Genomic DNA, 23,452 nt, shown 5'->3' on the forward strand with positions numbered 1-23,452 from the left:
TGGGGGAAACGGGAGAGGGAGGCGCCCCATTCTCGTCATCGAACCCAGACGCCGTCACCGCTGCGCCGAGTGCGACCGAGGTCCCCTCCCCCGGCTGGTCCTGGACACGGGCACCCCGCGCTGTCTGGACTGCGCCGATCTCGGACACCTCGTGTTCCTGCCTCGTGGCGACACGGCCCTGACGCGCCGCGCCCGCGAGGAGAGCACGTTCTCGGCCGTCGTGATCCGTTTCCACCGCCGCCGGCGCCGGTACGAACGCCAAGGCGTGCTCGTCGAGGAGGCGGCGCTCGCCGTCGCCGAGGAGCGCTGTCTGGCCGACGCGGAGGCACGCGCGCGCCGCCGTGCCCGCGACGCGCTCAGGCGGGCCGCCGAGGACGTCCGTTTCACCGCGGCGCTGGAGGCCGAGATCCTGCGCCTGTTCCCGGGCTGCCCGCCCGAACGGGCCCATGACGTCGCGGTCCACGCCTCGTTACGCGGCAGCGGGCGCGTGGGCCGCAGCGCGGCGGGCCGCGCCCTGGACGAGGACGCGGTGACGGCGGCGGTCCGCGCGTCCGTACGCCACCTGGACACGCCCTACGACGAGCTCCTGATGGCCCGGGTGCCGCGCAACCGGGCCAGGGCAACGGTGGCGCCGCGGATCGAGGCGGTGCTCGCGGCTTGGGCTGCGGGGCGGGAACGGTGACACCGGTGCATCGGCGGCGTCACCGCGTGACCGCCTCCACCGGGTCCCGCGCCGGTATCCCCCGCGGCCACCAGTCCTCGCGCCCCGGGTCGGACTCGTATGCGTACCAGAGGCCGTCGCGGCCGTAGCGGAGTTGGGTGGTGGGGGTGGAGAGGTGGTTGCGCCAGGGGCGGAAGCCGGGGTGGCCGGCGGCTGTCAGGGCGGGGCGGGCGCGGTCGAAGGGGCCCGCCGGAGGGTCCCAGGGGGCTTCCAGGACGGCAAGCGCCGTAAGTCCGCCCTGGCGCCAGGCGGCCACCGCGCGGGCCAGATCGGTGGGGGTGCGACCGGTGGCCCGGGACAGGGCGGCGTACAGCGCCCTGGTCGTGGAGGTCACGCCGGAGCCCGGGTGGGCCGCCGCCAGGCGGACGGCGTCCTGCCACGTCGACAGGGACGCGATCGGGTCCTCCCCCGTGGCCAGCAGGGCGTGCGCCCGGGCCGCCGCCTCGGTGGCCAGCAGATCGAGCGCGAGCGGGTCGGGGGCGCCCTGGAGTGTGGGGAAGGCCGGCGGATGGCCCGCGCGCGGGAGGGGCGGGAACGGGAGCGGCAGCTCGGGCCGCGAGGCGGCCCGGACGGCCTCGCGGGCGGCGACCGTGGGGAGTTCGGGCGCGGGAGTCTCCCGCTCCACCGCCATCCGGGCGGTGTTGCGGCGGGTGAGCGCGGCGAGCGTCTCCTGCTCGCCTCGGCCGCGCATCAGCAGGAGGACGAACGGGTCCTCGTCGAGCAGCCGGGCCGTCTGGTAGCAGAGCGCCGCCGCGTGCTTGCACGGGTAGCCGTCGTCGGGGCAGGAGCAGTCGGGGACCAGGTCGCCGGAGGCGGGGAGCAGGTCGACCTGGTCGGCGAGGGTGTGCGGCAGGTCCTTGTCGAGCAGCGCCGCGATGTGGGAGGGGTCCTGGGCCGCGGTGTCCAGGAAGTCCTCCCATGCCTGGTCGGGCAGGGTGCGCAGACGCAGTTCCGTGCGATAGGGGCGGGGGCGGGAGCCGTGTACGTACGCGGTGATCCGGCCGGGCGTGACGGTGATCGCGTCGACATGGCCCGCCTCCGCGTACTTTCGGCCACGGGCCAGCCGGGCCGGGTCCAGGGCCAGGTCCTCCAGCGCCTCGACCCAGGCCCCGCCCCACCACGTACCGGTCCGCTCCGAACGGGCGCCCAGGGCCGGGAAGGTGCGGCGGCGGTCGTCGTACCGGGTGGTCGGAAGCGGGCTCATACGGGCCTCCTCTCGGGGGCGGAACGGGGAGTGGGGTGCCCTGTGGGGAACGCGGGGAGCCGCGTCGGGGGCGTGGGCGTGGGGAGCCGGTCAGCGTTCATGCTCCTCTCCGCAGGGAGATGAGGTCGGCGAGCTCGCGGTCGGTGAGTTCGGTCAGGGCGCTCTCGCCGGAGCCGAGGACCGCGTCGGCCAGGGCGCGCTTCGCGGCGAGCATCTCCGCGATGCGGTCCTCCACGGTGCCTTCGGCGATCAGCCGGTGGACCTGCACCGGCTGGGTCTGGCCGATGCGGTACGCGCGGTCGGTGGCCTGTTCCTCCACGGCCGGGTTCCACCAGCGGTCGTAGTGGACGACGTGGCCCGCCCGGGTGAGGTTGAGGCCGGTGCCGGCCGCCTTCAGGGAGAGGAGGAAGACGGGGACCTCACCGGACTGGAACGCGTCCACCAGACGGTCCCGCTCCGCCACCGGCGTTCCTCCGTGCAGGAGTTGGGAGGGGACTCCGCGCGCGGTGAGGTGCGCGGAGAGCAGCCGGGCCATCGACACGTACTGGGTGAAGACGAGGACCGAGCCGTCCTCCGCCAGGATCGTGTCGAGCAGTTCGTCGAGGAGGGTGAGCTTGCCGGAGCGGGCGTGCAGCCGGGGCGCGGTCTCCTTCAGATACTGCGCCGGGTGGTTGCAGATCTGTTTCAGGGCCGTCAGGAGCTTCATGATCAGGGCGCGGCGGGCGATGCCCTCGGCGGCCTCGACCCCGGCCATGGCCTCCCGGACGACCGCCTCGTAGAGCGAGGCCTGTTCGCGGGTGAGCGGGACCGGGTGGTCCGTCTCCGTCTTGGGCGGCAGCTCGGGCACGATGCCCGGGTCGGACTTCTTCCTCCGAAGGAGGAAGGGGCGGACCAGCCGGGCCAGGCGCTCGGCCGCCTGCGCGTCCTCGCCGTTCTCCACGGCCCGCGCGTGGCGGGCGCGGAACGACTTGAGCGGACCGAGCAGCCCGGGCGTCGTCCAGTCGAGCAGGGCCCACAGCTCGGAGAGGTTGTTCTCGACCGGGGTGCCGGTGAGCGCGATCCGCGCGGGCGCGGGGACGGTCCGCAGGGCCTTCGCCGTCGCCGAGAACGGGTTCTTGACGTGCTGCGCCTCGTCCGCGACGACCATTCCCCAGGTGTGCGCGGCCAGTTGGGGGGCGCTGCCGCGCATCGTGCCGTACGTGGTGAGGACGAAGCCGCCCGCCACGTCCGCCAAGCTGCGGTCGCTGCCGTGGAAGCGCCGCACGGTAACCCCGGGCGCGAACCGGGCGATCTCGCGCTGCCAGTTGCCGAGCAGCGAGGCCGGGCACACCACCAGCGTCGGCTCGGGCCGCGCGCGGCGCAGATGGAGGGCGATCACGGTGATCGTCTTGCCCAGGCCCATGTCGTCCGCGAGGCAGCCGCCGAGGCCGAGCGAGGTCATCAGGTCCAGCCAGGCGAGGCCGCGCAGCTGGTAGTCGCGCAGGGTGGCGTCCAGGCCCGGGGGCTGGACGGTGGCCTGCGGGCCCTCGGTGAGGCGGTCGCGCAGGACGGCCAGCGCGCCGGCGGGGATCGCCTCGACCGTCTCGCCGTCGACCTCGGCGGTACCGGTGAGCGCGACGGAGAGCGCGTCCACGGGGTCGAGCAGCCCCAGGTCCCGCTTCCTCGCCTTGCGTACGAGCTCGGGGTCGGCCACCACCCACTGGCCGCGCAGCCGCACGATCGGGCGGTGGGCCTCGGCCAGGGTGTCCATCTCGGACTGGCTGAGCGGCTCGCCGCCGAGCGCCAGCTCCCAGTTGAAACCGAGCAGTTCCCCGGCGTCGAAGAACGCCGTGCCGTCGGTCGCCGAGCCCGGCGCGGGCCGCACGACGGCGGTGGCGCTCAGGGTGCGGGCCAGCTCGCGCGGCCAGTGCACGGCGACCCCCGCCGCGTCCAGGCGGGTCGCGGCCGAGCCGAGCAGGTCGTACAGCTCGCTCTCGGTGAGCGGCAGCACATCCGGCACCGACCGTTCGAGCAGCAGGCCAAGCGGTGGCCACACCCGGGCGGCCCGGCGCAGCGCGAGCAGGGCGTCGATCCGCGCGCGCGGGCCGAAAGCGTCGGACCGCTCGCCCGCCCACAGGCCCGCCGCGTCGACGACCAGGCTGGGGTCGGCGAGGCTGTGGACCTGGACGACCGCCGAGCCCGCGCGCCGCGCGTCCTCCTCGTCGTCACTGTCGAACATCCCGTATCCGGACAGGTCCAGCCGCAGGGACACCCGTACGCCCGCGTCCATGCCGGCCGCCGCCTCCGCCGCCCACAGGCGCGCACCGGGCAGGTGTTGGGGCGCGGCCGCCGCGAACGCCGGGCCGACGGCGTGGGCGGCGGCCGGGGTGCGCGGCAGGCTGTCCGCGACCGCGTCCAGGAAGGCCCGCACCAGCGCCTCGGGGTCGGGCAGCCGCAGCGGGCCGCGGCCCGGCACCGGGACTCCATACGCCTCGTACGGCATGGCGGCGGCGATGGCCCGGAGCTGGGCGATGTCGTCGGCGTCCAGCGGGCCCGCCCGCCAGGCGTCGTGATCGGTCCCGGTCAGCCCGGGCAGCAGTTTGCCGCGCGCGACCAGGTGCAGGGCGTGCAGAGCGGCGGCGCCCCAGCAGGCGGCCGCGGGGTGCGCGGCGGGGTGGTGCCGGGCCCGGACGAGCAGGGGCAGGGCGTCGGTGACGGGCAGCAGGCGGGCCGCGACGGTGCGCCGCCCGGCGCCGCTGCCGTGGCGCCGCACCACGGTCAGCTCAGTGACCTCCCCCGCGCCGGCATCGCCTTGGGGCAGCGGGCCGCCCGACGGGTCCCAGAAGGCGACCTTGCCCTCGCGGGGCAGCCCTGCGGGCAGGAACACCGCGGCCGCGGACACGCCGGGCAGCGGCGCGAGCGCCGTCGTCCGCTCGGGCTGCGTCATGTCAGGTCACCTCCCCTCGTGCGTAGGGCCGTGGATCAGCACGCGATCCACGACTGCTCTACGACCTTACGGGCGGGGTCTGACAATCGGGCACCACGGCCTCAGCGCACCCCCTCCCACAAGGCACGTTCCGCCGCCCGTGGGTCCCGGACCAGCTCGGTCGGGACGTCCTGGGAGGCACCGAAGACCATCGTCGTACGGGTCTCCCGGTCGTAGGCGTCCCAGCCCGGGTCGCCGGTCGCCGCGAAGGCCACCCACGCGCCGTGCATCGCGTCCGCGAGGCCCTGGGGCGGGCATTCGCCGAGTATCGGGGCGTACACGGGGTCGCGCAGGTTGTCGAAGACGAAGCCGAGCTCCGCGCTGTGGCAGGCGCCGAGCAGACCGCCGTACTGGGGCGAGCTCCAGGCGAACTCGTACACGTGCGTGCCGGGCACGGACTCGGCGACGCGGAGGGCCGGGATCCGGTAGAACCAGTCGGTCGCGATGGCGTCGAAGAGCTCGCCGGGGCCCGCGCCGGGGCGGCTCTCGGCGTAGACGGGCAGCGCCTTGTCGGGGTCGAGCCCGTACGCCTCGGTCGTCGCGCGCAGCTTCCGCTCGCTCAGGAGGTGCAGCCGTTCGGTGGGGACCAGGAAGAGGCGGTACTCCTCGCGGTTGCTGCCGACGAGCAGGTCCACCCCGCAGTCGGCGGAGGGTAGCGGCAGCGCGTCCAGGACCGGCTCGAAGGGCATCATGTTGAGCATCGCCTCACCCCACAGCGCCGGGTCCGGGCGGGCGCCCATCTCGGCCCGCAGCCCGGCCTGGGCCGGCAGCAGGTCCGCGAAGGGGACGCGGGCGAACGCGTCGGTCAGCTCCGTCCCCGTGGCCTCGATGCCCAGCCCGGCCGCGAGGTGTGCGGTGATCAGGTCGGCCGTGGCGGGCCGCAGGAAGTGGTGGGCGGCGCCGCTCTGCAGGACCGCCCGGTGGAACAGCCCACGCGCGCGTGGCTGTGCGAGCAGGACGCCGATGCTCATCCCGCCCGCCGACTCGCCGAACACGGTCACGCGGTCCGGGTCGCCGCCGAAGCCCTCGATGTTGTCGCGGACCCACTCAAGGGCGGCGATCTGGTCGAGCAGCCCGCGGTTGTCCGGCCTGCCGGGCAGCCGCAGGAAACCGTCCGTACCGAGGCGGTAGTTGACGTTCACACAGACGACGCCGTCGCGCGCGAAGGCGGTGCCGTCGTACGCCGGACCCACCCCCGAGCCGTTGGAGAACGCTCCGCCGTGCAGCCAGACCATCACCGGCAGGCCGCCGCCCGGCCCGGGGTGCGGGGTCCACACACTGAGGTTGAGGCAGTCCTCGCCCTGTCCGCCGTCGGCGTCGGGGATCAGGGCGTCCATGGGCGGGGCGTACGGGGCCCGGGGCGCCGACGGGCCGTGCGCGAAGACGTCCCGTACGCCTTCCCAGGAGGCCGCCGGCGCCGGTTCGCGGAACCGCAGCGGGCCGAACGGCGGTGCCGCGTACGGGATGCCTAGGAAGGACGTCACCGCGTCGCTCCCGGTCCGGCCGCGCACCGCGCCCTGCCGGGTCGTGCACACACGCGTCACGGGCGGTTCCACCGGCTTGATCGGTTCCATCTGCGCCTCAGACTCCTTCGGCCAGCGTCTCCAGCAGGGCCTCGCCGAACTCCTTGGGGCGTTCGACGTGCACCGCGTGCCCTGCTCCGGGCACCGTCACCTCTCGTACCCTGCCGCCCACGCGCGCGTAAAGGGCGAGAACGTGCCGTGTCTGGGCGACCATCGGCTGCGCCGGGGTGCCGTCCCAGCCGGGCACCGCGCCGATCGCGCCCAGGTGGGCGAGGTCGAAGAGCGAGGTGTCGGAGACGATCACGTCGTCCTCGCCGCGCACCCAGGTGACCGGCGGCTTCGCCGGGAGCGCGGCGAGGGCGGTGTGCAGGTCGTCGATGCGGAAGTGGGTCGGGGCGAGGCAGTTGAGCACCCCGCGCGTGCCCGGGGCGGTGCCGGGCCAGACCTCGCAGGGCATGCTGTCACCCGGGTAGTGATCGTCGCCGAGCCGGGTGCTGAGCATCGACTCGACGTACTCGTCCTCCCGTTCGAGCCGCAGCGGGGGCTTGACGTAGCAGAGGGCGAGCACGCGGCGGGGCGAGAGCGGGGACTCCTCACCACGGTCGCCCTCGGCCAGCAGCCGTACGAAGTCGGGGTTGGCGGTGCCGCCGCCCGAGCCCGCGCCGTCCGGCGAGTTGAGCCGCCCGTCCACGCCCTTGGTGCCGCCGAAGCCGTACGGAGACACCGGGTTGACCAGCGTCAGCGAGCGCACCATGGCGGGCCGGTCCCGCATGTGTTGCAGCACCACACCACCTCCCATGGACCAGCCGACGAAGTGTGCGCGCTCCATATGCAGGGCATCGAGGAGGGCCAGCAAGTCGTCGGCGTAGTCGCGCAGTCCACGGGTCGCGTCGACCGGCAGTGGGTCGGTGCCGCCGAAGCCGCGCAGGTCGACGGCGATCGGCCGGTAGCGCTCGGGCAGGGCGAGCATCGCGTCCTGCCAGAAGGCGGAGGAGGAGACATTTCCGTGGACGAAGACGACCGGTTCGCCCGCGTTCCTGGAGGCGTCCTCCAGGATGTGCTGGGTGAGCCGGGCAGTCGGTACCCGGCGTGCGGTGAGCGTGGACATACGGGCCGTCCTTCGACTTCAGGGTTCGACTTCCGGGGGGGGGTGGCTTCAGGACCTCGGCCCCCGGCTCCGACAGGATGCCGGAGCCGGGGGCCGGACGACGGGCTCAGGCGGCCAGCCAGGAGGCGACCTGAGCCTGTGAGGCACTGTTCCAACCGAGTTCGAGGTGGTTGGCGCCGGTCACGGTGGCCTTGCCGCCGACCTTGCCGACACCGGTCGTGTCGAGCGCGCTGGAGACGAAGACGACCCCGTCGCTCGGGCCGCGGTTCTCGTTGAAGATGCCGATGACGTCCGGCGAGCCGCCCGCCAGCAGATACGTGGTGACGGAGGCGGGGATTCCGGCCCGTTGCAGCGGGGCGACCAGCGAGCCCGCGTCGATGGCCGGCTGGATGCCGTCACCGGCCGTGTAGAAGCCCTGGCCTCCGTAGTACGTCGTGTACCAGTCCTGGGCCGTCTGGTCGACGCCGTACACGCCGTCCCAGCGGGCCAGCATCTGCCGCTGGCCGGGGTAGTCGTCGTAGCCGCCGGACGGCGTCATGGAGAACTCGGGGTGCGCCGTGTACGTCCCGTAGCAGGTCATCCGGGAGTGCGGGGAGGGCGCGTTGATCTTGCCGCCGCACTCCGGCCAGATCGAGAAGTCGTGGGCCCAGCCGTGGGCGTACGGGTAGTCGAAGCCGCCGTTGGGGCCGCCGAGCGTGAGCAGCTTCCGTACGTCACCGGCGTACGCGCGGCCCCAGGAGGGCTTCAGGGACGACACGTACGCGCGCGTGGAGAGCTCTCCCTTGCTCCAGCCGACCAGGTCCACCTGACCGACGCCCAGCTTCGCCCTGATGAGGGCGACGGCGTCGCCGACGGCCTGCGCCTGCATCAGGTTGTCGCCCTGCTTGTGGGCGAAGCCGATGGCGAAGACGCGGTGGCCGCGGGCCGCCAGGTACTGCATCATGCCGGTCGAGGGGCACGACAGGGCGCCGCAGCCGTAGCCGCCGGACTCGCCGGGGTTGGCCCAGGCCCGGTCGGCGGTGTCGTTGGCGCCGTGCACCAGGAGGACGGGGGTGGCCTTGGCGCCCGTGTTCCAGCCGGGGGCCGAGTAGAGCAGGAAGCGGTCGGAGGTGGGGCGGGCGACGCCACCGAAATAGGTGACGCGGACGCCGTCCTGGTTGCCGCGCCCGTCCGGCGGGTAGCCCTCGGCGGCGGCCGCCTGGAAGCCCGGGGTGGTGTCGCGGTAGCGCTCGACCTTCTCCCAGCCGTTGGTGACGGTGCCGGAGCCGTAGGCGGCTTCCTGGGTGAGGTACGGCGGTGGGGCGGTCGCGGTGCTGCCCTCTGTGGCGGTGCTTCCGGCGGTGGCGGTGCCTCCCGCCGACAGGATCGCGCCGAGTGCCGCTGTCACGGCCAGCGCCGTTCTCCATCCCCCACGGTGTCTGCTGCGCACGTCTTGGGCCCCCTTGCCTAGGCTGATCTGGCTGCGACCAAGACGCTAGGCAGGCGGTGCACGGGTGGGGGATGTGTGCGCACCACATAAGCGGGCTAGCGGATGTGGGGACGACCGCGCGCGGACCACACACGGGCGGCTGGTGGGAGTGGCGTCGCCCGGCCGGCCGCGCACGGGATGCCCGGGTGGCGTGCACCGGGCAGGGTGACGTTACTGACCGCCGTACCACCGCCGTACACCGTACAGACGAGGACCGCTCATGTCCGTGCCTGTGTCCCAGCTCGCGCCGCGCTCGTCGGAGCCGTCCCCCTCCACGCCGTCCCCGTCCGCGTCGGGACGCTCCACGTGGGGGCGGTCGGCGTCGGTCAGGAGGCGGCTCGGCTTCGCCACCGGGGCGGCGCTGCTGACGCTCGCCACCGCGGCCTGCTCCAGCCTCGGCCGTACGGCGGTCGGCACCTTCTCGTACTCGACCGCGGCGGAGCGGATCGTCAAGATCAGCAGCCCGCCCATCACGGGCTGCCACCGGATGGCGCCGACGGGCGCCACGGCGGTCCTCAACAACACACTGGCGGACGTCCGCGTGTATCGGACACTGAACTGCCGCGGCAAGGAGACGGCGTACATCCCGAGCCGTCTCGGCGACAACATCGCGCCGAACGCACTGCCCTGGCGCAGCTACGCGTTCGTGCACTGACGGCGGACGGGGCGCGTACCTGTCGCCCGGATCACAGCTCGAACCACCCGTGTCCGCGGTACCAGTGTTCGCCCGCGAGCAGATGGGTCGCGACGGCGCGCTCCACGGCGGTCCGCTGGAGCAGCGCTTCCACGGGCAGGTCCGGATCCCCGAAGACGAAGAAGACCGGAAGCTGATCGTCCGCCTCGGTCTCCCGGTACGGAGTGCGGAACCGGCGCTGGAAGCGGACGATGTTGGACTCCGCGGGCAGGTACTTCTCCAACTGCGCGTCGAGCAGCCATGAGTGGCAGACCGCGACCCGGTAGACCTCGTCGGGGTAGTGGAGCGCGAAGAAGTCCCTGGCCAGCGCGAGCGAGGCGTCGCACGCCTGCGGGGTCAACGGCCCGCGGAAGTCCGGGATGTGGATGCTGAGGCAGGCGTCGCCGGGCCCGAGCGGCAGCCCGGCGGCCCGCACCGCCTCACCGGTACGTTCGCCCAGCCGAGTCCGCTGGAACTGCAACCGTCCCAACTGGTAGAGCTCACCGCGAAAGTGCGGCCACAGCCATCGCGGCTCGTCCAGACCGGCGTTCCCGTAGCGCCTGCGATGAAGGGCCATGTGGCGTCCGAGGTCGGCGAGGGTGCGGCGGGCGAGGTCGGCGGGCACGGCGCGTTCGTCGTGGTACGCGCGCGTATGCGGCAGTGCGGCGAGCAGGACGAGGACGGGAAAGAGGCGTCGGACGGTCGCCGCTCCCTCCAACCCCTAGGGAATCTCCGGCATTTCAGGCTGAAATCCCATGCCCCCGATGTCGCGCACGAGCGCCCGAACGGACTCCTCCAGTAGCCCGCCCACTTCCGGATCGCCCACCACCCTCCGTGCGATCCCCACCAGTTCGTTGATGTCCTCGTGCGGTACGGCAAGGTCGAGCAGCGCCTCGGGCAGCTCGTCCCCCACCGGCAACAGCGCGTCCTCGTCCACCATGCGCGTCACCCTATGCGGCACCGGGGCACTGGGCACGGGACGCGGGGATTGCCGGACAACCGGGCTTCACCGGACAGCCCTATTCAGCCATCCAGCGGGTAAAATTTCCCTGAAGAGGCGATGGCCATGCGCACTGGGAGTGAACCCGCGACTGCGCGCAGTCCCCTGCGGATGAGGTTCTGGCTGAGCGTATGGGGGCTGGTCTGGGCCCTCGCCGGCACGGCGGGCTTCGCCCTGGAGGGCCGTCCCGGCTGGACGGCCGCGTGCGCGGCACTCGCCCTAGTGATCACGATCGACCTCTGCATGATCATCCACCACATCCATCAGGGCCCCCACTACCAGCCGGGCCCGGACATCCCGCCGTACGAGCCGCCTCGGCGGCGTTAGGCGCCGTCCGCGTCGAACCGCGCCGCCTCCACATACTCCGGCTTCGGATCCAGGGCCGCCGCAAGGCGGAAGTGGCGGACCGCCTGGTCGGGGCGAGACGTGCGTTCGTAGGTGCGGGCCAGGGCGAAGTGGGCGAAGGCGTTGTCCGGTTCGCGTTCCAGGACCAGCTGGAACTCCAGTTCCGCCGCACGGAGTTGGGCCGAGGCGAAGAACGCGCGGGCGCGCAGAAGGCGGGCCGCGGTGTTCTCGGGGTGGGCCGCGACGACCGAGTCGAGGAGCTTCACCGCGCCACGAGGGTCACGGGCAGCAAGCAGCTGCTCCGCCGCACGGAAGTCGATGACGTGTGTTTCCGGCGTGCTCTCGGCCACGGTCGAGTCCTTTCCCTCGCTGCGCGTTGACAACGCGCTGCCCAGTTCCGGTATTCCGTATTCATTCCGCCCGTCACGGAGTGCGAGGCCCGTTCACAGCGCGGCCATCGCCAGGACGAGACCCACGGCCAGTACGGCGGCTCCTGCCGCTACAAACGTACGGTCGAGGCCCGTTCGTTCCCGGCCGAGCAGAACGACCTCGCGCGGGTCGGCCGGATCGTAGGCGAGCTGGACGCGCGCGCCCGGGGTCAGTGGCTCGCGGCGGGTGGGCGGTACGGGGGACGGCAGCTCCAGGACTTGGCCGTCGGCCGTCTCGTACTGGAGGAGCGGGCGCCCGGAACCGGGCAGGGTGGGCTTGACCAGAGCCCAGGCGACGCCGCCCGCCGCCGCGATGCGCCGGGTCTCGCGCAGCCCGTACGCACCGGCCAGCAGCGCCACCAGGCCGCCGAAGACCGTGAAACCCGCCAGTACGAAGAGCACATCGGGATCGTAATCCCGGGAGACGAGGCGGTGCCGGGGATTTGAGACTTCCGGGCGGGAGCCCGGACCTAGCGCGCGGCAGCCCGCTCCAAGAGCTCGCCCCACACCTTCCTGACCTGGGGTTCCAGCGCTTCCAGCGGGCCGTCGTTGTCGATGACCAGGTCCGCCACGGCCAGCCGCTGCTCGCGGGGCACCTGGGCCGCCATCCGGGCCTCGGCCTCGGGCTTCGCCATGCCGCGCAGCCGCGTCAGCCGGTCCAGCTGCGTGGCGGGCGCGGCGTCGACGACCACCACCAGGTCGTACAGGGGGGCCAAACCGTTCTCGGTCAGCAGCGGAACGTCGTGGATCACCACCGAGTCCGGGCCCGCGGCCGCCTCCAGCTCCGCGGAGCGCGCGCCGACCAGAGGGTGGACGATGGCGTTCAGGACCGCAAGCTTCGCGGGGTCGGCGAAGACGATGGCGCCCAGGGCCGGGCGGTCCAGGGTGCCGTCCGACGCCAGGATCCCGGCGCCGAACGCCTCGACCACCGCCGCCAGCCCCTCGGTTCCGGGCTCGACCACCTCGCGGGCGATCTTGTCGGCGTCGATCAGCACCGCCCCGTACGAAACGAGCATGCGCGACACTTCGCTCTTGCCGGCGCCGATTCCGCCGGTCAGGCCCACCTTCAGCATGGGCGGCAGCCTAGGGGATGCCGCTCATGCCGTCGGTCCCAGGGCCTTTGGGGCCATTACAGCTGCCGCCGCCCCACCATTACAGGTCTCCCTCGCGCTCCGCGAGGAACCGCTCGAACTCGCGGCCCAGTTCGTCCGCCGACGGCAGGTCCGCCGGTTCGGCCACCAGGTTGCCCCGGGTCTCGGCGCCCGCGACCGCGTCGTACTGGTGCTCAAGTCCCTGCACCAGCGTGACGAGTTCCTCGTCGCCCTCGCCGATCTGGCGCTCGATCTCCGTCTGGGTGCGCTGCGCCTCGGTCCGCAGGCCGTGGGCGATGGTCGGCAGGACCAGGCCCGTGGCCGCCGTGATCGCCTCCAGGGCGGTCAGCGCGGCGTCCGGGTAGGCCGACCGCGCCACGTAGTGCGGGACGTGCGTGGCCACGCCGAGGACGTCGTGTCCGGCCTCCATCAGCCGATACTCGATCAACGACTCGGCGCTGCCTGGCACTTGCGCCTCATCGAAGGGCGAGCGGTGACCCGGCATCAGGTCCGTGCGGTTGCCGTGCGGAGTGATGCCGACGGGGCGGGTGTGCGGAACGCCCATCGGGATGCCGTGGAAGTTGACCGAAAGGCGTACGCCGAGGCGCTCGACGATCTGCCGTACGGCAACGGCGAAACGCTCCCACTCCACGTCCGGCTCGGGGCCGGACATCAGCAGGAACGGCGCGCCCGTGGCGTCCTGCACCAGGCGCACCTCGATCGCGGGGGTCTCGAACTCCGTCCAGCGGTCCCGCTTGAAGGTCAGCAGCGGTCGGCGGGCGCGGTAGTCGACGAGTCTGTCGTGGTCGAAGCGGGCCACCACCTGGTGGGGCAGGCTGTCCAGCAGCTTCCCGACGATCTGCTCGCCGGTCTCACCCGCATCGATGTATCCGTCGAAGTGGTACAGCATGACCAGGCCGGCCGACTCCTGCGCGAGCGCCATGTCGACGACTGCGAGGCCCTTCGGCTCCCATTCGTACAAACCCTGCGGATCAAGCACGATTACCGCTCCTCCTCGTGTTCGTAGGAAAGAACGCCCCATGGGACAGCGGCATTCCCGCGCGCGTCCGTTTCACATGCTGTTCTCACAGCGGCCGATACGGGGTCAGGTCCGCGATTTCCGGCCGCTGGTCCGGACCTTGACATGCCCACGCGCCCTCCCTACCGTCACCTGACGGCACGAAGTTCAGAAACGCGTTCAGCGTTCAGGTAAGAGAACTTCCCGCGTATGAGAACGGTTGCCCCCGCCTCGACCCGGAGGACCCCTATGCGTAACCGCCCGCTGCTCGCCTCCCTCCTCACCGGTGCCCTCGCCACCGGTGGACTCGGTCTCGCCGCCGCATCCGCCGACGCGTCCGCCGCCGTCATCGACGTGTCCACGGCCGCCCAGCTGAAGTCCGCGCTCGCCGCCGCCGAACCCGGTGACACCATCCGGCTCGCGGACGGCACGTACACCGGCAACTTCAAGACGAGCGCCGCCGGCACCCCGTCCGCGCGGATCACCCTCACGGGCTCGTCGAAAGCCGTGCTCAAGGCGAGCGGCGGCTACGGCCTGTACCTCAACGGGGCTTCGTACTGGACGGTCCAGGGCGTCAGCGTCACCGGCGGTCAGAAGGGGATCATGATGGACGCGGCGAGCGGTGTCGTCATCGACTCCGTGACCGTGCACGGCCTCGCCATGGAGGGCGTCCACTTCCGCAAGTCCAGCAAGAACGGCGTCATCAAGAACTCGCGCGTCTACGACACCGGCCGGGACGGCTCGGGCATGGGCGAGGGCGTGTACGTCGGCACGACGGGCGACCTCTCCGACAGGAGCGACCAGGTCCAGATACTCGGCAACACCATCGGCCCCGGCGTCGGTGGCGAGAACGTCGACGTAAAAGAAGGCACCACGGGGACCCGGATCACCGGCAACCACTTCGACGGCAGCGGGCTGACCAACGCCAACTACGACGACTCATGGGTCGATGTGAAGGGCAACAAGGTCGTGGTCGAGGGCAACACCGGCGTCCACACCCTCAACAACGGCTACGAGACGCACACCCAGCAGTCCGGCTGGGGCTGCGGCACTGTCTTCCGCTCCAACAGGTCGGATCTGAGCGACTCCCCCGGCTCGCTGCGACTCGCCGTCAACGTGACCAACTACAGCGCGAGCGGCTGCCCGACGACCGTCTACAGCAGCAACACCGTCACCGGCGGAAAGGGGCTTACCAACATCGCGGTCACCCCGTGACAGCCGTCCGCCCCCGGAAAACGATGTAAGGCCCGCCCCCCAATGGGGAGCGGGCCTTACATTCGGCTATCTACCGACCGGGGTCAGAGCGTCAGCTCTGGCCGCCCGCCAGCTTCTCGCGCAGGGCAGCAAGGGCCTCGTCCGACGCCAGGGCGCCGGAGTTGTCGTCCGACTCCGAGGAGTACGAACCACCCGAGATGCCGGCGCTGGCGGTGCCACCGGCGGCCGGGGCGGCAGCGCCCTCGGCAGCGGCGGCCTCGTCGGCCTCGCGGGACTTGATGACCTGGGCCTGGTGCTGCTCGAAGCGCTGCTGCGCCTCGGCGTACTGGCCCTCCCACGCCTCGCGCTGGGTCTCGTAGCCCTCGAGCCAGTCGTTGGTCTCGGGGTCGAAGCCCTCGGGGTAGATGTAGTTGCCCTGGTCGTCGTAGGACGCGGCCATGCCGTACAGGGTCGGGTCGAACTCGACCGACGCCGGGTCGGCACCGAAGGACTCGTTGGCCTGCTTCAGGGACAGCGAGATCCGGCGACGCTCGAGGTCGATGTCGATGACCTTGACGAAGATCTCGTCGTTGACCTGGACGACCTGCTCCGGGATCTCCACGTGGCGCTCGGCCAGCTCGGAGATGTGGACCAGGCCCTCGATGCCCTCGTCGACGCGCACGAACGCACCGAACGGAACGAGCTTGGTGACCTTACCCGGGACGACCTGACCGATCTGGTGCGTACGGGCGAACTGCTGCCACGGGTCCTCCTGCGTCGCCTTCAGCGACAGGGAGACACGCTCGCGGTCCATGTCCACGTCGAGAACCTCGACGGTGACTTCCTGGCCGACCTCGACAACCTCGGACGGGTGGTCGATGTGCTTCCAGGACAGCTCGGAGACGTGCACGAGACCGTCGACGCCACCCAGGTCCACGAAGGCACCGAAGTTGACGATCGAGGAAACGACGCCGGAGCGGACCTGACCCTTCTGCAGGGTGGTGAGGAACGTCTGGCGAACCTCGGACTGGGTCTGCTCGAGCCAGGCGCGGCGGGACAGGACCACGTTGTTGCGGTTCTTGTCCAGCTCGATGATCTTCGCCTCGAGCTCCTTGCCCACGTAGGGCTGGAGGTCGCGGACACGACGCATCTCGACGAGAGAGGCCGGCAGGAAGCCACGGAGGCCGATGTCGAGGATGAGACCACCCTTGACGACCTCGATGACGGTACCGGTGACGATGCCGTCTTCTTCCTTGATCTTCTCGATCGTGCCCCAGGCGCGCTCGTACTGAGCGCGCTTCTTGGACAGGATCAGACGGCCTTCCTTGTCCTCCTTCTGGAGAACCAGGGCCTCGATCTCGTCGCCAACCTTGACGACCTCGTTCGGGTCGACATCGTGCTTGATCGAGAGCTCACGGCTCGGGATCACGCCTTCGGTCTTGTAACCGATGTCGAGCAGGACCTCGTCCCGGTCGACCTTCACGATGACGCCGTCGACGATGTCGCCGTCGTTGAAGTACTTGATCGTCTCGTCGATCGCGGCGAGGAATGCTTCCTCGTCACCGATGTCGTTGACCGCAACCTGCGGGGTGGTGGCGGTGGTCTCGGTGCTGCTCGTCATGTGGGTAAGGGCTCCGGTTACGGACAGAAAGTCGTAGGTACTGCTACGCCGAAAGCCCTCATCGCCCTCTGCAGAAGCCGGACAGCCTAGGAAGCGCCACTCCGGGTCGGTCCGGTGGGCGCCTCGACAAACCGAGGGGACATGCAACAGATGGAAGCGCGCCTGCTACGTCTGAGGTGCGCAGGCTCGCAGCGCAACTTGTAGCATACGGGGGCAGCCGGACACGGTCAATGCGCGAAGGCGCACACCGGGGGCGGATCCCCGCAATCCCGGCAGAATTAAGGTCCTCCGAGGCCACGCAGGCCCATGCCGGCCCAAGCAGAAAGCGGCGGCACAGCCGCGCTCGCGCTTCTGCGCAAACTACAACGACGGGCACGATGATCCAAGAGTACGAGGCCGAATACGAGCCCGATGCGACGCGGCGTGACGCAGGCGACGCGGAGAGCAGCCGGGCCAGCCGCGGCTGGTGGGACCGGAACGCCGATGAGTACCAGACCGACCACGGAGCGTTCCTGGGCGACGACCGTTTCGTCTGGGGCCCCGAGGGGCTGGACGAGGCGGACGCGGCACTGCTCGGACCCGTGGAGTCCCTTAAGGGACTGGACGTCCTGGAGATCGGCGCCGGGGCGGCTCAGTGCTCGCGCTGGCTGGCCGCCCAGGGCGCCCGGCCGGTCGCCCTGGACCTCTCGCACCGGCAGCTCCAGCACGCGCTGCGCATCGACGGCGGGGCGGTTCCGCTGGTGGAGGCGGACGCGGGGGCGCTCCCGTTCGCGGACGGCTCTTTCGACCTCGCGTGCTCGGCGTACGGGGCGGTCCCCTTCGTGGCCGAGCCGGTGCGGGTCTTCCGCGAGGTACGACGGGTACTGCGGCCCGGCGGGCGCTGGGTCTTCAGCGTCACCCACCCCATCCGCTGGGCGTTCCCGGACGAGCCGGGCCCGGAGGGGCTGAGCGTGGCCGCGTCCTACTTCGACCGCACGCCGTATGTGGAGCAGGACGAGGCCGGGCACGCGGTCTACGTCGAGCACCACCGGACGCTGGGCGACCGGGTGCGCGACGTGGTGGCGGGGGGCTTCCGGCTGGTCGACCTGGTCGAGCCGGAGTGGCCGGCCTGGAACACGCAGGAGTGGGGCGGCTGGTCCCCGCTGCGGGGCAATCTGATTCCGGGCACAGCGATCTTCGTGTGCGAGCGGGATTAGTTCAGGCGCGGCCGGGCCCGCGCCGGGTTCGGCTGCCCCGGCGGAGGGCCCGCCGCACCCTATTAGTAATACGAACCCACAAACCAGCTGGTCTGTGGACGGCCGGAAACGGGCCCGGGCCGGGACGTACGAAACTGTGGTCGTGATCCGAACCGACGCGATCGAGCGTCTTCCCGTACGCCATGCCGTGCCCGAGCTGCTGAGCGCACTCGACGGGCGCGGCACGGCGGTCCTGTCCGCGCCCCCGGGCACCGGCAAGACCACGCTGGTGCCGCTGGCGCTGGCCGGGCTGACCGGGTCCGGCCCACGGCGGCGGGTGCTGGTGGCCGAGCCGCGGCGGATGGCGGTCCGGGCCGCCGCCCGCCGGATGGCCTGGCTGCTCGGCCAGGAGGTCGGGGACGCGGTCGGTTTCTCCGTGCGCGGGGAGCGCCGCACCGGCCCCGGCACGGTGGTCGAAGTGGTGACGACCGGCGTTTTGCTGCAACGGCTGCAACGCGACCCCGAGCTCGCGGGGGTGGACGTGGTGCTGCTCGACGAGTGCCACGAGCGCCATCTCGACGCGGACACCGCGATCGCCTTCCTGGTGGACGTACGGGCCGCCCTGCGCCCTGAGCTCCAGCTGATCGCGGCCTCCGCCACCAGCGACGCGGAGGCCTGGTCACAGCTTCTGACGGTGGCCGACGGCTCGGGCCCGGCCCCGGTGGTGCGGAGTACGGGACAGGGCCACGGGGCGGCGATCCACTACGCCCCGCCGCCCGCCGGGATCCGCCCGGCCCACGGCACCTGGGTGGACCCCCAGCTGCTGCGCCACGTCGCGGCGACGGTCCGGCTGGCACTGGAGGCGCACGAAGGGGATCTGCTCTGCTTCCTGCCGGGCACCGGTGAGATCGCGCGGACGGCCGGAATACTGAACGGGGTGGACGCCGAGGTCCTCCAGTTGCACGGGCGGGCTCCGGCGGCGGTCCAGGACGCGGTGCTGCGGGGAGGCGAAGGGCGCCGGCGGGTGGTCCTCGCGACCTCCGTGGCCGAGTCCAGCCTGACCGTGCCGGGCGTGCGGATCGTCGTCGACTCGGGGCTGGCCCGCGAGCCGCGCGTCGACCACGCACGGGGGCTCGGCTCGCTGGCGACCGTGACGGTGTCGGACGCCGGGGCGACCCAGCGGCTGGGCCGCGCGGGCCGGGAGGCGTTCGGCACGGTGTACCGGTGCTGGGCGCCGGCCGATGACGCACGGCGCCCGCGCTTCCCGTCCCCCGAAATCAAAATCGCGGACCTGGCGTCCTTCGCCCTGCGGGCCGCGTGCTGGGGCGATCCGACCGCACGGGGCCTCGCGCTGCTCGATGCCCCGCCCGCCGGGGCCATGGCGGCGGCCCGCTCCGTCCTGACCGCGATCGGCGCGGTGGACGAGGACGGCCGGGCCACCGAGCGGGGCGCGCGGATGGCCCGGCTCGGGGTACACCCCCGGCTTGCCCGGGCGCTCCTGGACGGCGCGGCCGAGGTGGGCGCGCGCCGGGCGGCCGAGGTGGTGGCGCTGCTGAGCGAGGAGCCGCCGAGGGAGTACGGGGACGACCTCGCGGCGGCGTGGCGCACGGCCCGCCGGGGCGGCGACGGATACGCGGCGCGCTGGCGCCAGGAGGTGCGGCGGCTGACGTCGGCGGTGACGGGAGCGGGTTCCGTGTCCACGGTGACGGGAGCGGGTTCCGTGTCCACGACGACGGGAGCGCGCCCCGTGTCCACCTCTCCCTCGCGCTCCGGGGCGGGACCCTCCCCGGCGTCGGGAGCGGACGACGCCGTTGCCGGGCTGGTCACCGCGCTGGCGTTTCCGGAGCGGGTGGCGCGGGCTCGGGGCGAGGGCTCGTTCCTGATGGTGTCCGGTACCCGGGCCGAGCTGGGCCAGGGGTCCGGGCTGCGGAGTGCCGGGTGGCTCGCGGTGGCCGTGGCGGACCGGCCGGTGCAGGCCGCTTCGGCGCGGGTGCGGCTGGCCGCCGTCGTGGACGAGGGCATCGCGCGCGTGGCGGCCGGGCCGCTGGGGGCCGAGGGCGAGGAGGTGCACTGGGAGGACGGCGATGTGGTCGCCCGGGAGGTGGAGCGACTGGGCGCGGTGGAGCTGTCTGTGCGTCCGCTGAAACAGCCCGACCCCGCTCTGGTGCGACAGGCGCTCCTGGAGGGGCTGGCGAGAGAGGGCATAGGGTTGCTGCGGTGGTCGCGGGAGTCCGGGGGGCTGCGGGAGCGGCTGGCGTTTCTGCACCGGACGCTGGGCGAGCCGTGGCCGGACGTGTCGGACGGGGCGCTGCTCGCGCGGGCCGAGGAGTGGCTGGAGCCGGAGCTGTCCCGGGCGCGGCGCCGGGCCGATCTGGGGAGGCTGGACGCGGGGCAGGCGCTGAACCGGCTGCTGCCGTGGGCGAGCGGCGAGGCGGCGCGCCTGGACGAGCTGGCACCGGAGCGCATCGAGGTGCCGAGCGGGTCGCGGATCAGGGTGGAGTACGGGGGCGCGCAGCCGGTGCTGGCGGTGAAGCTCCAGGAGATGTTCGGGCTGGAGGGAACGCCGGAGGTCGCCGGGGTGCCCGTGCTCATACATCTGCTCTCCCCGGCCGGGCGGCCCGCCGCCGTCACGGCCGACCTGGCGAACTTCTGGCGGGAGGGGTACCGGGCGGTCCGCGCCGAACTGCGCGGGCGCTACCCCAAGCATCCCTGGCCGGAGGACCCTTCGCAGGCCCAACCGACGCGTTACACCAACGCCCGGCTCAAACGGTGACCTGCGGAAAGGCGACCTGGGGAAAGGCGTCCTGCGGAAACCCGGCTCGCTCTCGCGCCGAGGTCACGCGTTGACCGGCTCCGGCTCCGTACGGGCCGTCCGGGCCGGGGTGCCGGGGCGGCGGCTGCGGGCCTCCAGCCACAGGGAGAGGGCGAGCAGGGCGGTGCCGAGTCCGAGGAAGCCCCAGGGAAGGTAGGAGGTGAGCAGCAGGACCAGGGTGCGGTTCTTCTTGATCAGCGCGACCGTGTGGTCGACGTAGTCCTCGCGCATCTTCACATGACCGGAGAAGGCGGTGATCTTGTCTTGGCCGAACAGAGCGGTGGCGTTGCGGAGTTCCTCCTGGTGGATCTCCTCGCCGTTGACCGGTCCGCCGGTCACGGGGTCGACCCAGAACATCCGCTTGGTGCTGTACCACCGGGTCAGGCCGGTCTGCTTGGCGACCTCGGGGGTGACGCCGAGGGGCATCGCCTTGGGGAAGGGGACCCGGGTCCAGGGGATGGTCTGTTCGAAGTAGTAGACCTTCAGGCCGTGGAAGGTGGTGGTGCCCTTGTAGTGGATGGGGGCGCTGGTGCGGCTCTGGGCGTCGAAGTACTCGTAGTCCCGCTTCTCGGTGAGGAACGGCCATTTGAACTCGATGCCCTCGCGCTTGACCGGGTCGCCGTCGACCATCTCACCGGTGGCGTGGACCGGGGCCTGGCTGTGGGCGTCGAAGATGTAGCGCTCGGGGTTCTTCGAGACGAACTGGCCCTTGTCGTCGAGGACATACGTCAGGGAGTCCCAGACGACGACGTCCTTGCCCGAGGTCTTCTCGATCTTCCGGGACTCCTCGACGTTGCCCTTGAGGGTCTGCACGATGGTCACCTTGGGGACCGTCACTGACTTGAACCGGTTGTAGTCGAGGAGGGTGGCGTTCTTCGCCTCCAGGACCGTCTCCTGGTACTGGCTGGGCGGGATTTTGGCGAGCCGGGGGAAGGCGTACCAGCGCAGCAGCGGGGAGAGCGCCGTGAGGAAGACGGCGAGGGCGAGCAGGATCAGGCTGGCTTTGCGTCGCATGCGGCCGGCTCTCCTCTACTTCCCGGGCGGGATGGCCCCGGGGGCGGTGGGGACGGTGGTGAGCAGGGGCTTGGGCGAGGTGGTGCCCTCGGGGCCGCCGATCGCCGAGACGGTCAGGACGATGGCGAGGGCGGCGGCGAGCCCGATGGCCGCGGCGACGAGGGCGCGCATGCTCGGCCTCCCGGAGCTGATGGGTCGTCAGGGTTGGGGCACCGTAGCAACGCGGGGGTGAGATGAGAACACGTTGCACCGCCCCCGCTGCACTTGCGGCAGCGGGGGCGGTCCGGAGACGACGGCGGCGGATTGCCGCGAGAGGGGAGGCGGTCAGGCGACCTTGAGCTGGACGTCGAGGGTGGCGCCGCCCGGGGTGGTGAGGCGGAGCACGAAGGTGCCGGTCTGGCCGTCCGCGTAGATCTTGGGAAGCCGCAGCACACCGTTGGCGTCGGTCTTCAGATCCTTCAGGGACCGGATCGGGTTGCCCTTGTCGTCCTTGAAGTAGGGGCCCTTGTCGTTGACCTTCGGGTCGGCGACCGCGGTGCCGGCGGCGGGCGCCTCCGGGGTGACGATCATCGCGGAGGCGACGGCGATGCCGGGGACGACGGCTCCCTTGTACGTGGCCTTGACCTCCACGTAGTTGGCGAACTCGGCGCCGGGGGCGGCCGTCAGCTCCTTGGTGTCGGTGCGCGCCAGGGCGTCCGCCTGGCGGGCGTTGACGGTCGCGGTCCACTTGATCTCGGGCAGGGTGGTGCCGACGACGGTGGCCCGGACGGTGAAGTTGCCGGCCTGCTCGCCCGCCAGCAGTGCGGGGGCGGTGGCGCGGCCGTCGCCGCCGGTGGTGGCCGTGACCTGAGTGGCGCCGCCCGGGAAGCGGGCGTCGGTGGCGCCGATGACCTGGAAGCGGACGGTCGCCTTGCCCATCGGCCGGCCGAACTGGTCCTTGACGCGCACCTTGGGCTGTCCGGCGAACGAGGAGCCCGCGGTGGCCTTCAGGGGCGCGGTGTCCGCGTCCTCGAACGTGCTCGCCTTCTTCGACGGCAGCGGCCTCGGTGAGCCGGGGTCGCTCGGGGCGGGCTTGGAGGGCTGCGGGTGCGTCGGCGTCGGCGTCGGGCCCGGCTTGGAAGGGGTGGGCTTCGGCGTCGGGCCGGGGGTCGACGGGTGCGGCGCCGGGACCGTGCCGGAGGGCCGGCGGCCCGGGGTGTCGCTGCGGCTGCCCGGCAGCACGCCCGTACCGTTCGGGACTTCGTGCGAGCCGCGCTTGTAGTAGGCGAACCAGGACAGGACCGTGCTCAGGTACTCCTGCGAGTGGTTGTAGCTGAGCACCGCCTTGTCCAGGTCGGACTGGACGGCGAGGTCGCGGCTGCCGCAGAGGTAGTAGGCGGCGGCGAGCGAGGCGTCGTAGACGTTGTTGGGGTCCTTGCGGCCGTCGCCGTTGCCGTCGCGGCCGGAGCTCGCCCAGGTGGAGGGGATGAACTGCATGGGGCCGACGGCGCGGTCGTGGACCGTGTCGCCGTCGTAGGAGCCGCCGTCGGTGTCGGTGATGTTCTCGAAGCCGACGCCGTTGAGGACGGGGCCCAGGATCGGGGTGAGGGTGGTGCCGTCGGCGTCGACGCGGCCGCCGTTGGCCTGGCCGGACTCGACCTTGCCGATGGCCGCGAGTATCTGCCAGGGGAGGTGGCAGGAGGCCCGGTCGCGGGCGAGCTCGGCCTCGGCCCTCTTGTAGGCGTCGAGGACGGTCGCGGGTATGCCCTGCAGATCCGCGCCGATGACGGGCGAGCCGGTGGTCGGGGCGCCCGGCACCGGGTTCGGGGAGACGAGGGGCGGGAGGTCCGTGTAGTACGGCGAGTCGCCGCTGGCCGGGGCTCCGGGGGGAGGCGTCGGGGTACCGGACGCCGCGTGTTCACCCGTCGGGCCGTCGGCCAGGACGCCCGGTCCCTGGGAGGCGGAGAGCGCCGCCACCGCCACCGCGGCCACAGCGGTCGTGGTCGCTCCCTTGCGCAGCCGTCGCCCGATCTGCGGTGCCATACGTCCAGCCCCTCCCCGTGGTCAGCAGTTCGCGCTCCCCAGCGCAGGCCTCAGGTGACCCTAACGGACC

General features: G+C 72.3%; 19 protein-coding genes and 1 pseudogene. 6 read left to right on the forward strand and 14 right to left on the reverse strand.

Annotated elements, in window-relative coordinates; genetic code table 11:
• Positions 1-28 precede the first annotated feature (28 nt).
• Positions 29-682 (forward strand): DUF2293 domain-containing protein, encoded by a 654-nt coding sequence (locus ACZ499_RS04770; protein ID WP_468672846.1) that lies wholly within the window; start codon positions 29-31, stop codon positions 680-682.
• Positions 683-701: 19 nt separating this feature from the next.
• Here ACZ499_RS04770 and ACZ499_RS04775 read toward each other — a convergent pair whose 3' ends face one another.
• From ACZ499_RS04775 to ACZ499_RS04795, 5 genes are all read right to left on the reverse strand, one after another.
• Positions 702-1,925, reverse strand: a complete 1,224-nt coding sequence (locus tag ACZ499_RS04775) for an SWIM zinc finger family protein (protein ID WP_468672305.1) — start codon at positions 1,923-1,925, stop codon at positions 702-704.
• A 97-nt stretch (positions 1,926-2,022) separates the two neighbouring features.
• A complete protein-coding gene (locus ACZ499_RS04780) occupies positions 2,023-4,851 on the reverse strand; it encodes a DEAD/DEAH box helicase (RefSeq protein WP_468672307.1) in 2,829 nt (942 codons plus the stop codon).
• A gap of 101 nt (positions 4,852-4,952) precedes the next feature.
• A complete protein-coding gene (locus ACZ499_RS04785) occupies positions 4,953-6,464 on the reverse strand; it encodes a carboxylesterase/lipase family protein (protein WP_468672310.1) in 1,512 nt (503 codons plus the stop codon).
• 7 nt (positions 6,465-6,471) lie between these two features.
• Positions 6,472-7,521 carry an alpha/beta fold hydrolase gene (locus ACZ499_RS04790; RefSeq protein ID WP_468672312.1) on the reverse strand — a complete coding sequence of 350 codons (1,050 nt, stop codon included), beginning with the start codon at positions 7,519-7,521 and terminating at the stop codon, positions 6,472-6,474.
• Positions 7,522-7,627: 106 nt separating this feature from the next.
• Complete coding sequence (locus ACZ499_RS04795; protein ID WP_468672314.1) at positions 7,628-8,908, reverse strand: esterase/lipase family protein; 1,281 nt, start codon at positions 8,906-8,908, stop codon at positions 7,628-7,630.
• A 301-nt stretch (positions 8,909-9,209) separates the two neighbouring features.
• On the opposite strand from ACZ499_RS04795, the gene ACZ499_RS04800 reads away from it, so the two are divergent.
• Positions 9,210-9,644 (forward strand): hypothetical protein, encoded by a 435-nt coding sequence (locus tag ACZ499_RS04800; protein ID WP_468672317.1) that lies wholly within the window; start codon positions 9,210-9,212, stop codon positions 9,642-9,644.
• A gap of 31 nt (positions 9,645-9,675) precedes the next feature.
• On the opposite strand, the pseudogene ACZ499_RS04805 reads toward ACZ499_RS04800, so the two are convergent.
• Positions 9,676-10,584, reverse strand: a pseudogene (locus tag ACZ499_RS04805) (acyltransferase domain-containing protein).
• A 144-nt stretch (positions 10,585-10,728) separates the two neighbouring features.
• Between ACZ499_RS04805 and ACZ499_RS04810 the strand changes: the two are divergent.
• On the forward strand, positions 10,729-10,989 hold the full coding sequence (locus ACZ499_RS04810; RefSeq protein WP_468405174.1) for a DUF6343 family protein: 261 nt from the start codon (positions 10,729-10,731) through the stop codon (positions 10,987-10,989).
• Here ACZ499_RS04810 and ACZ499_RS04815 read toward each other — a convergent pair.
• The 4 genes from ACZ499_RS04815 to ACZ499_RS04830 form a co-directional block, all read right to left on the reverse strand.
• On the reverse strand, positions 10,986-11,357 hold the full coding sequence (locus ACZ499_RS04815) for a tetratricopeptide repeat protein (protein ID WP_385537042.1): 372 nt from the start codon (positions 11,355-11,357) through the stop codon (positions 10,986-10,988). The two genes, ACZ499_RS04810 and ACZ499_RS04815, sit on opposite strands and share 4 nt — an antisense overlap.
• Positions 11,358-11,450: 93 nt before the next feature.
• On the reverse strand, positions 11,451-11,837 hold the full coding sequence (locus tag ACZ499_RS04820) for a DUF3592 domain-containing protein (RefSeq protein ID WP_468672319.1): 387 nt from the start codon (positions 11,835-11,837) through the stop codon (positions 11,451-11,453).
• 68 nt (positions 11,838-11,905) lie between these two features.
• Positions 11,906-12,508 (reverse strand): dephospho-CoA kinase, encoded by a 603-nt coding sequence (gene coaE, locus ACZ499_RS04825; RefSeq protein ID WP_468672320.1) that lies wholly within the window; start codon positions 12,506-12,508, stop codon positions 11,906-11,908.
• Between the two features lie 79 nt (positions 12,509-12,587).
• On the reverse strand, positions 12,588-13,469 hold the full coding sequence (locus ACZ499_RS04830) for a PAC2 family protein (protein ID WP_385537129.1): 882 nt from the start codon (positions 13,467-13,469) through the stop codon (positions 12,588-12,590).
• 324 nt (positions 13,470-13,793) lie between these two features.
• Here ACZ499_RS04830 and ACZ499_RS04835 point away from each other — a divergent pair, with 324 nt between their 5' ends.
• Entirely contained in the window at positions 13,794-14,759 is a 966-nt protein-coding gene (locus ACZ499_RS04835) for a right-handed parallel beta-helix repeat-containing protein (protein ID WP_468672322.1), read from the forward strand.
• Between the two features lie 91 nt (positions 14,760-14,850).
• Here ACZ499_RS04835 and rpsA read toward each other — a convergent pair whose 3' ends face one another.
• On the reverse strand, positions 14,851-16,359 hold the full coding sequence (gene rpsA, locus ACZ499_RS04840; RefSeq protein WP_371652088.1) for a 30S ribosomal protein S1: 1,509 nt from the start codon (positions 16,357-16,359) through the stop codon (positions 14,851-14,853).
• A gap of 377 nt (positions 16,360-16,736) precedes the next feature.
• Here rpsA and ACZ499_RS04845 point away from each other — a divergent pair, with 377 nt between their 5' ends.
• On the forward strand, positions 16,737-17,555 hold the full coding sequence (locus tag ACZ499_RS04845; RefSeq protein WP_371652089.1) for a class I SAM-dependent methyltransferase: 819 nt from the start codon (positions 16,737-16,739) through the stop codon (positions 17,553-17,555).
• A 142-nt stretch (positions 17,556-17,697) separates the two neighbouring features.
• Complete coding sequence (gene hrpB, locus ACZ499_RS04850) at positions 17,698-20,307, forward strand: ATP-dependent helicase HrpB (RefSeq protein WP_468672326.1); 2,610 nt, start codon at positions 17,698-17,700, stop codon at positions 20,305-20,307.
• A gap of 63 nt (positions 20,308-20,370) precedes the next feature.
• Here the strand turns inward: hrpB and pgfA are convergent, their stop codons facing one another.
• From pgfA to ACZ499_RS04865, 3 genes are all read right to left on the reverse strand, one after another.
• The gene (pgfA, locus tag ACZ499_RS04855; protein ID WP_468672328.1) at positions 20,371-21,360 is read right to left on the reverse strand and encodes a cell envelope lipid trafficking protein PgfA; all 990 of its coding nucleotides are present in this window, start codon (positions 21,358-21,360) and stop codon (positions 20,371-20,373) included.
• Positions 21,361-21,375: 15 nt separating this feature from the next.
• A complete protein-coding gene (locus tag ACZ499_RS04860; RefSeq protein ID WP_283143937.1) occupies positions 21,376-21,531 on the reverse strand; it encodes an SPW_0924 family protein in 156 nt (51 codons plus the stop codon).
• Between the two features lie 153 nt (positions 21,532-21,684).
• A complete protein-coding gene (locus ACZ499_RS04865) occupies positions 21,685-23,382 on the reverse strand; it encodes a lytic transglycosylase domain-containing protein (protein ID WP_468672331.1) in 1,698 nt (565 codons plus the stop codon).
• Between the last annotated feature and the right edge of the window lie 70 nt (positions 23,383-23,452).

This window comes from Streptomyces sp. NPDC031265, from assembly GCF_055570295.1.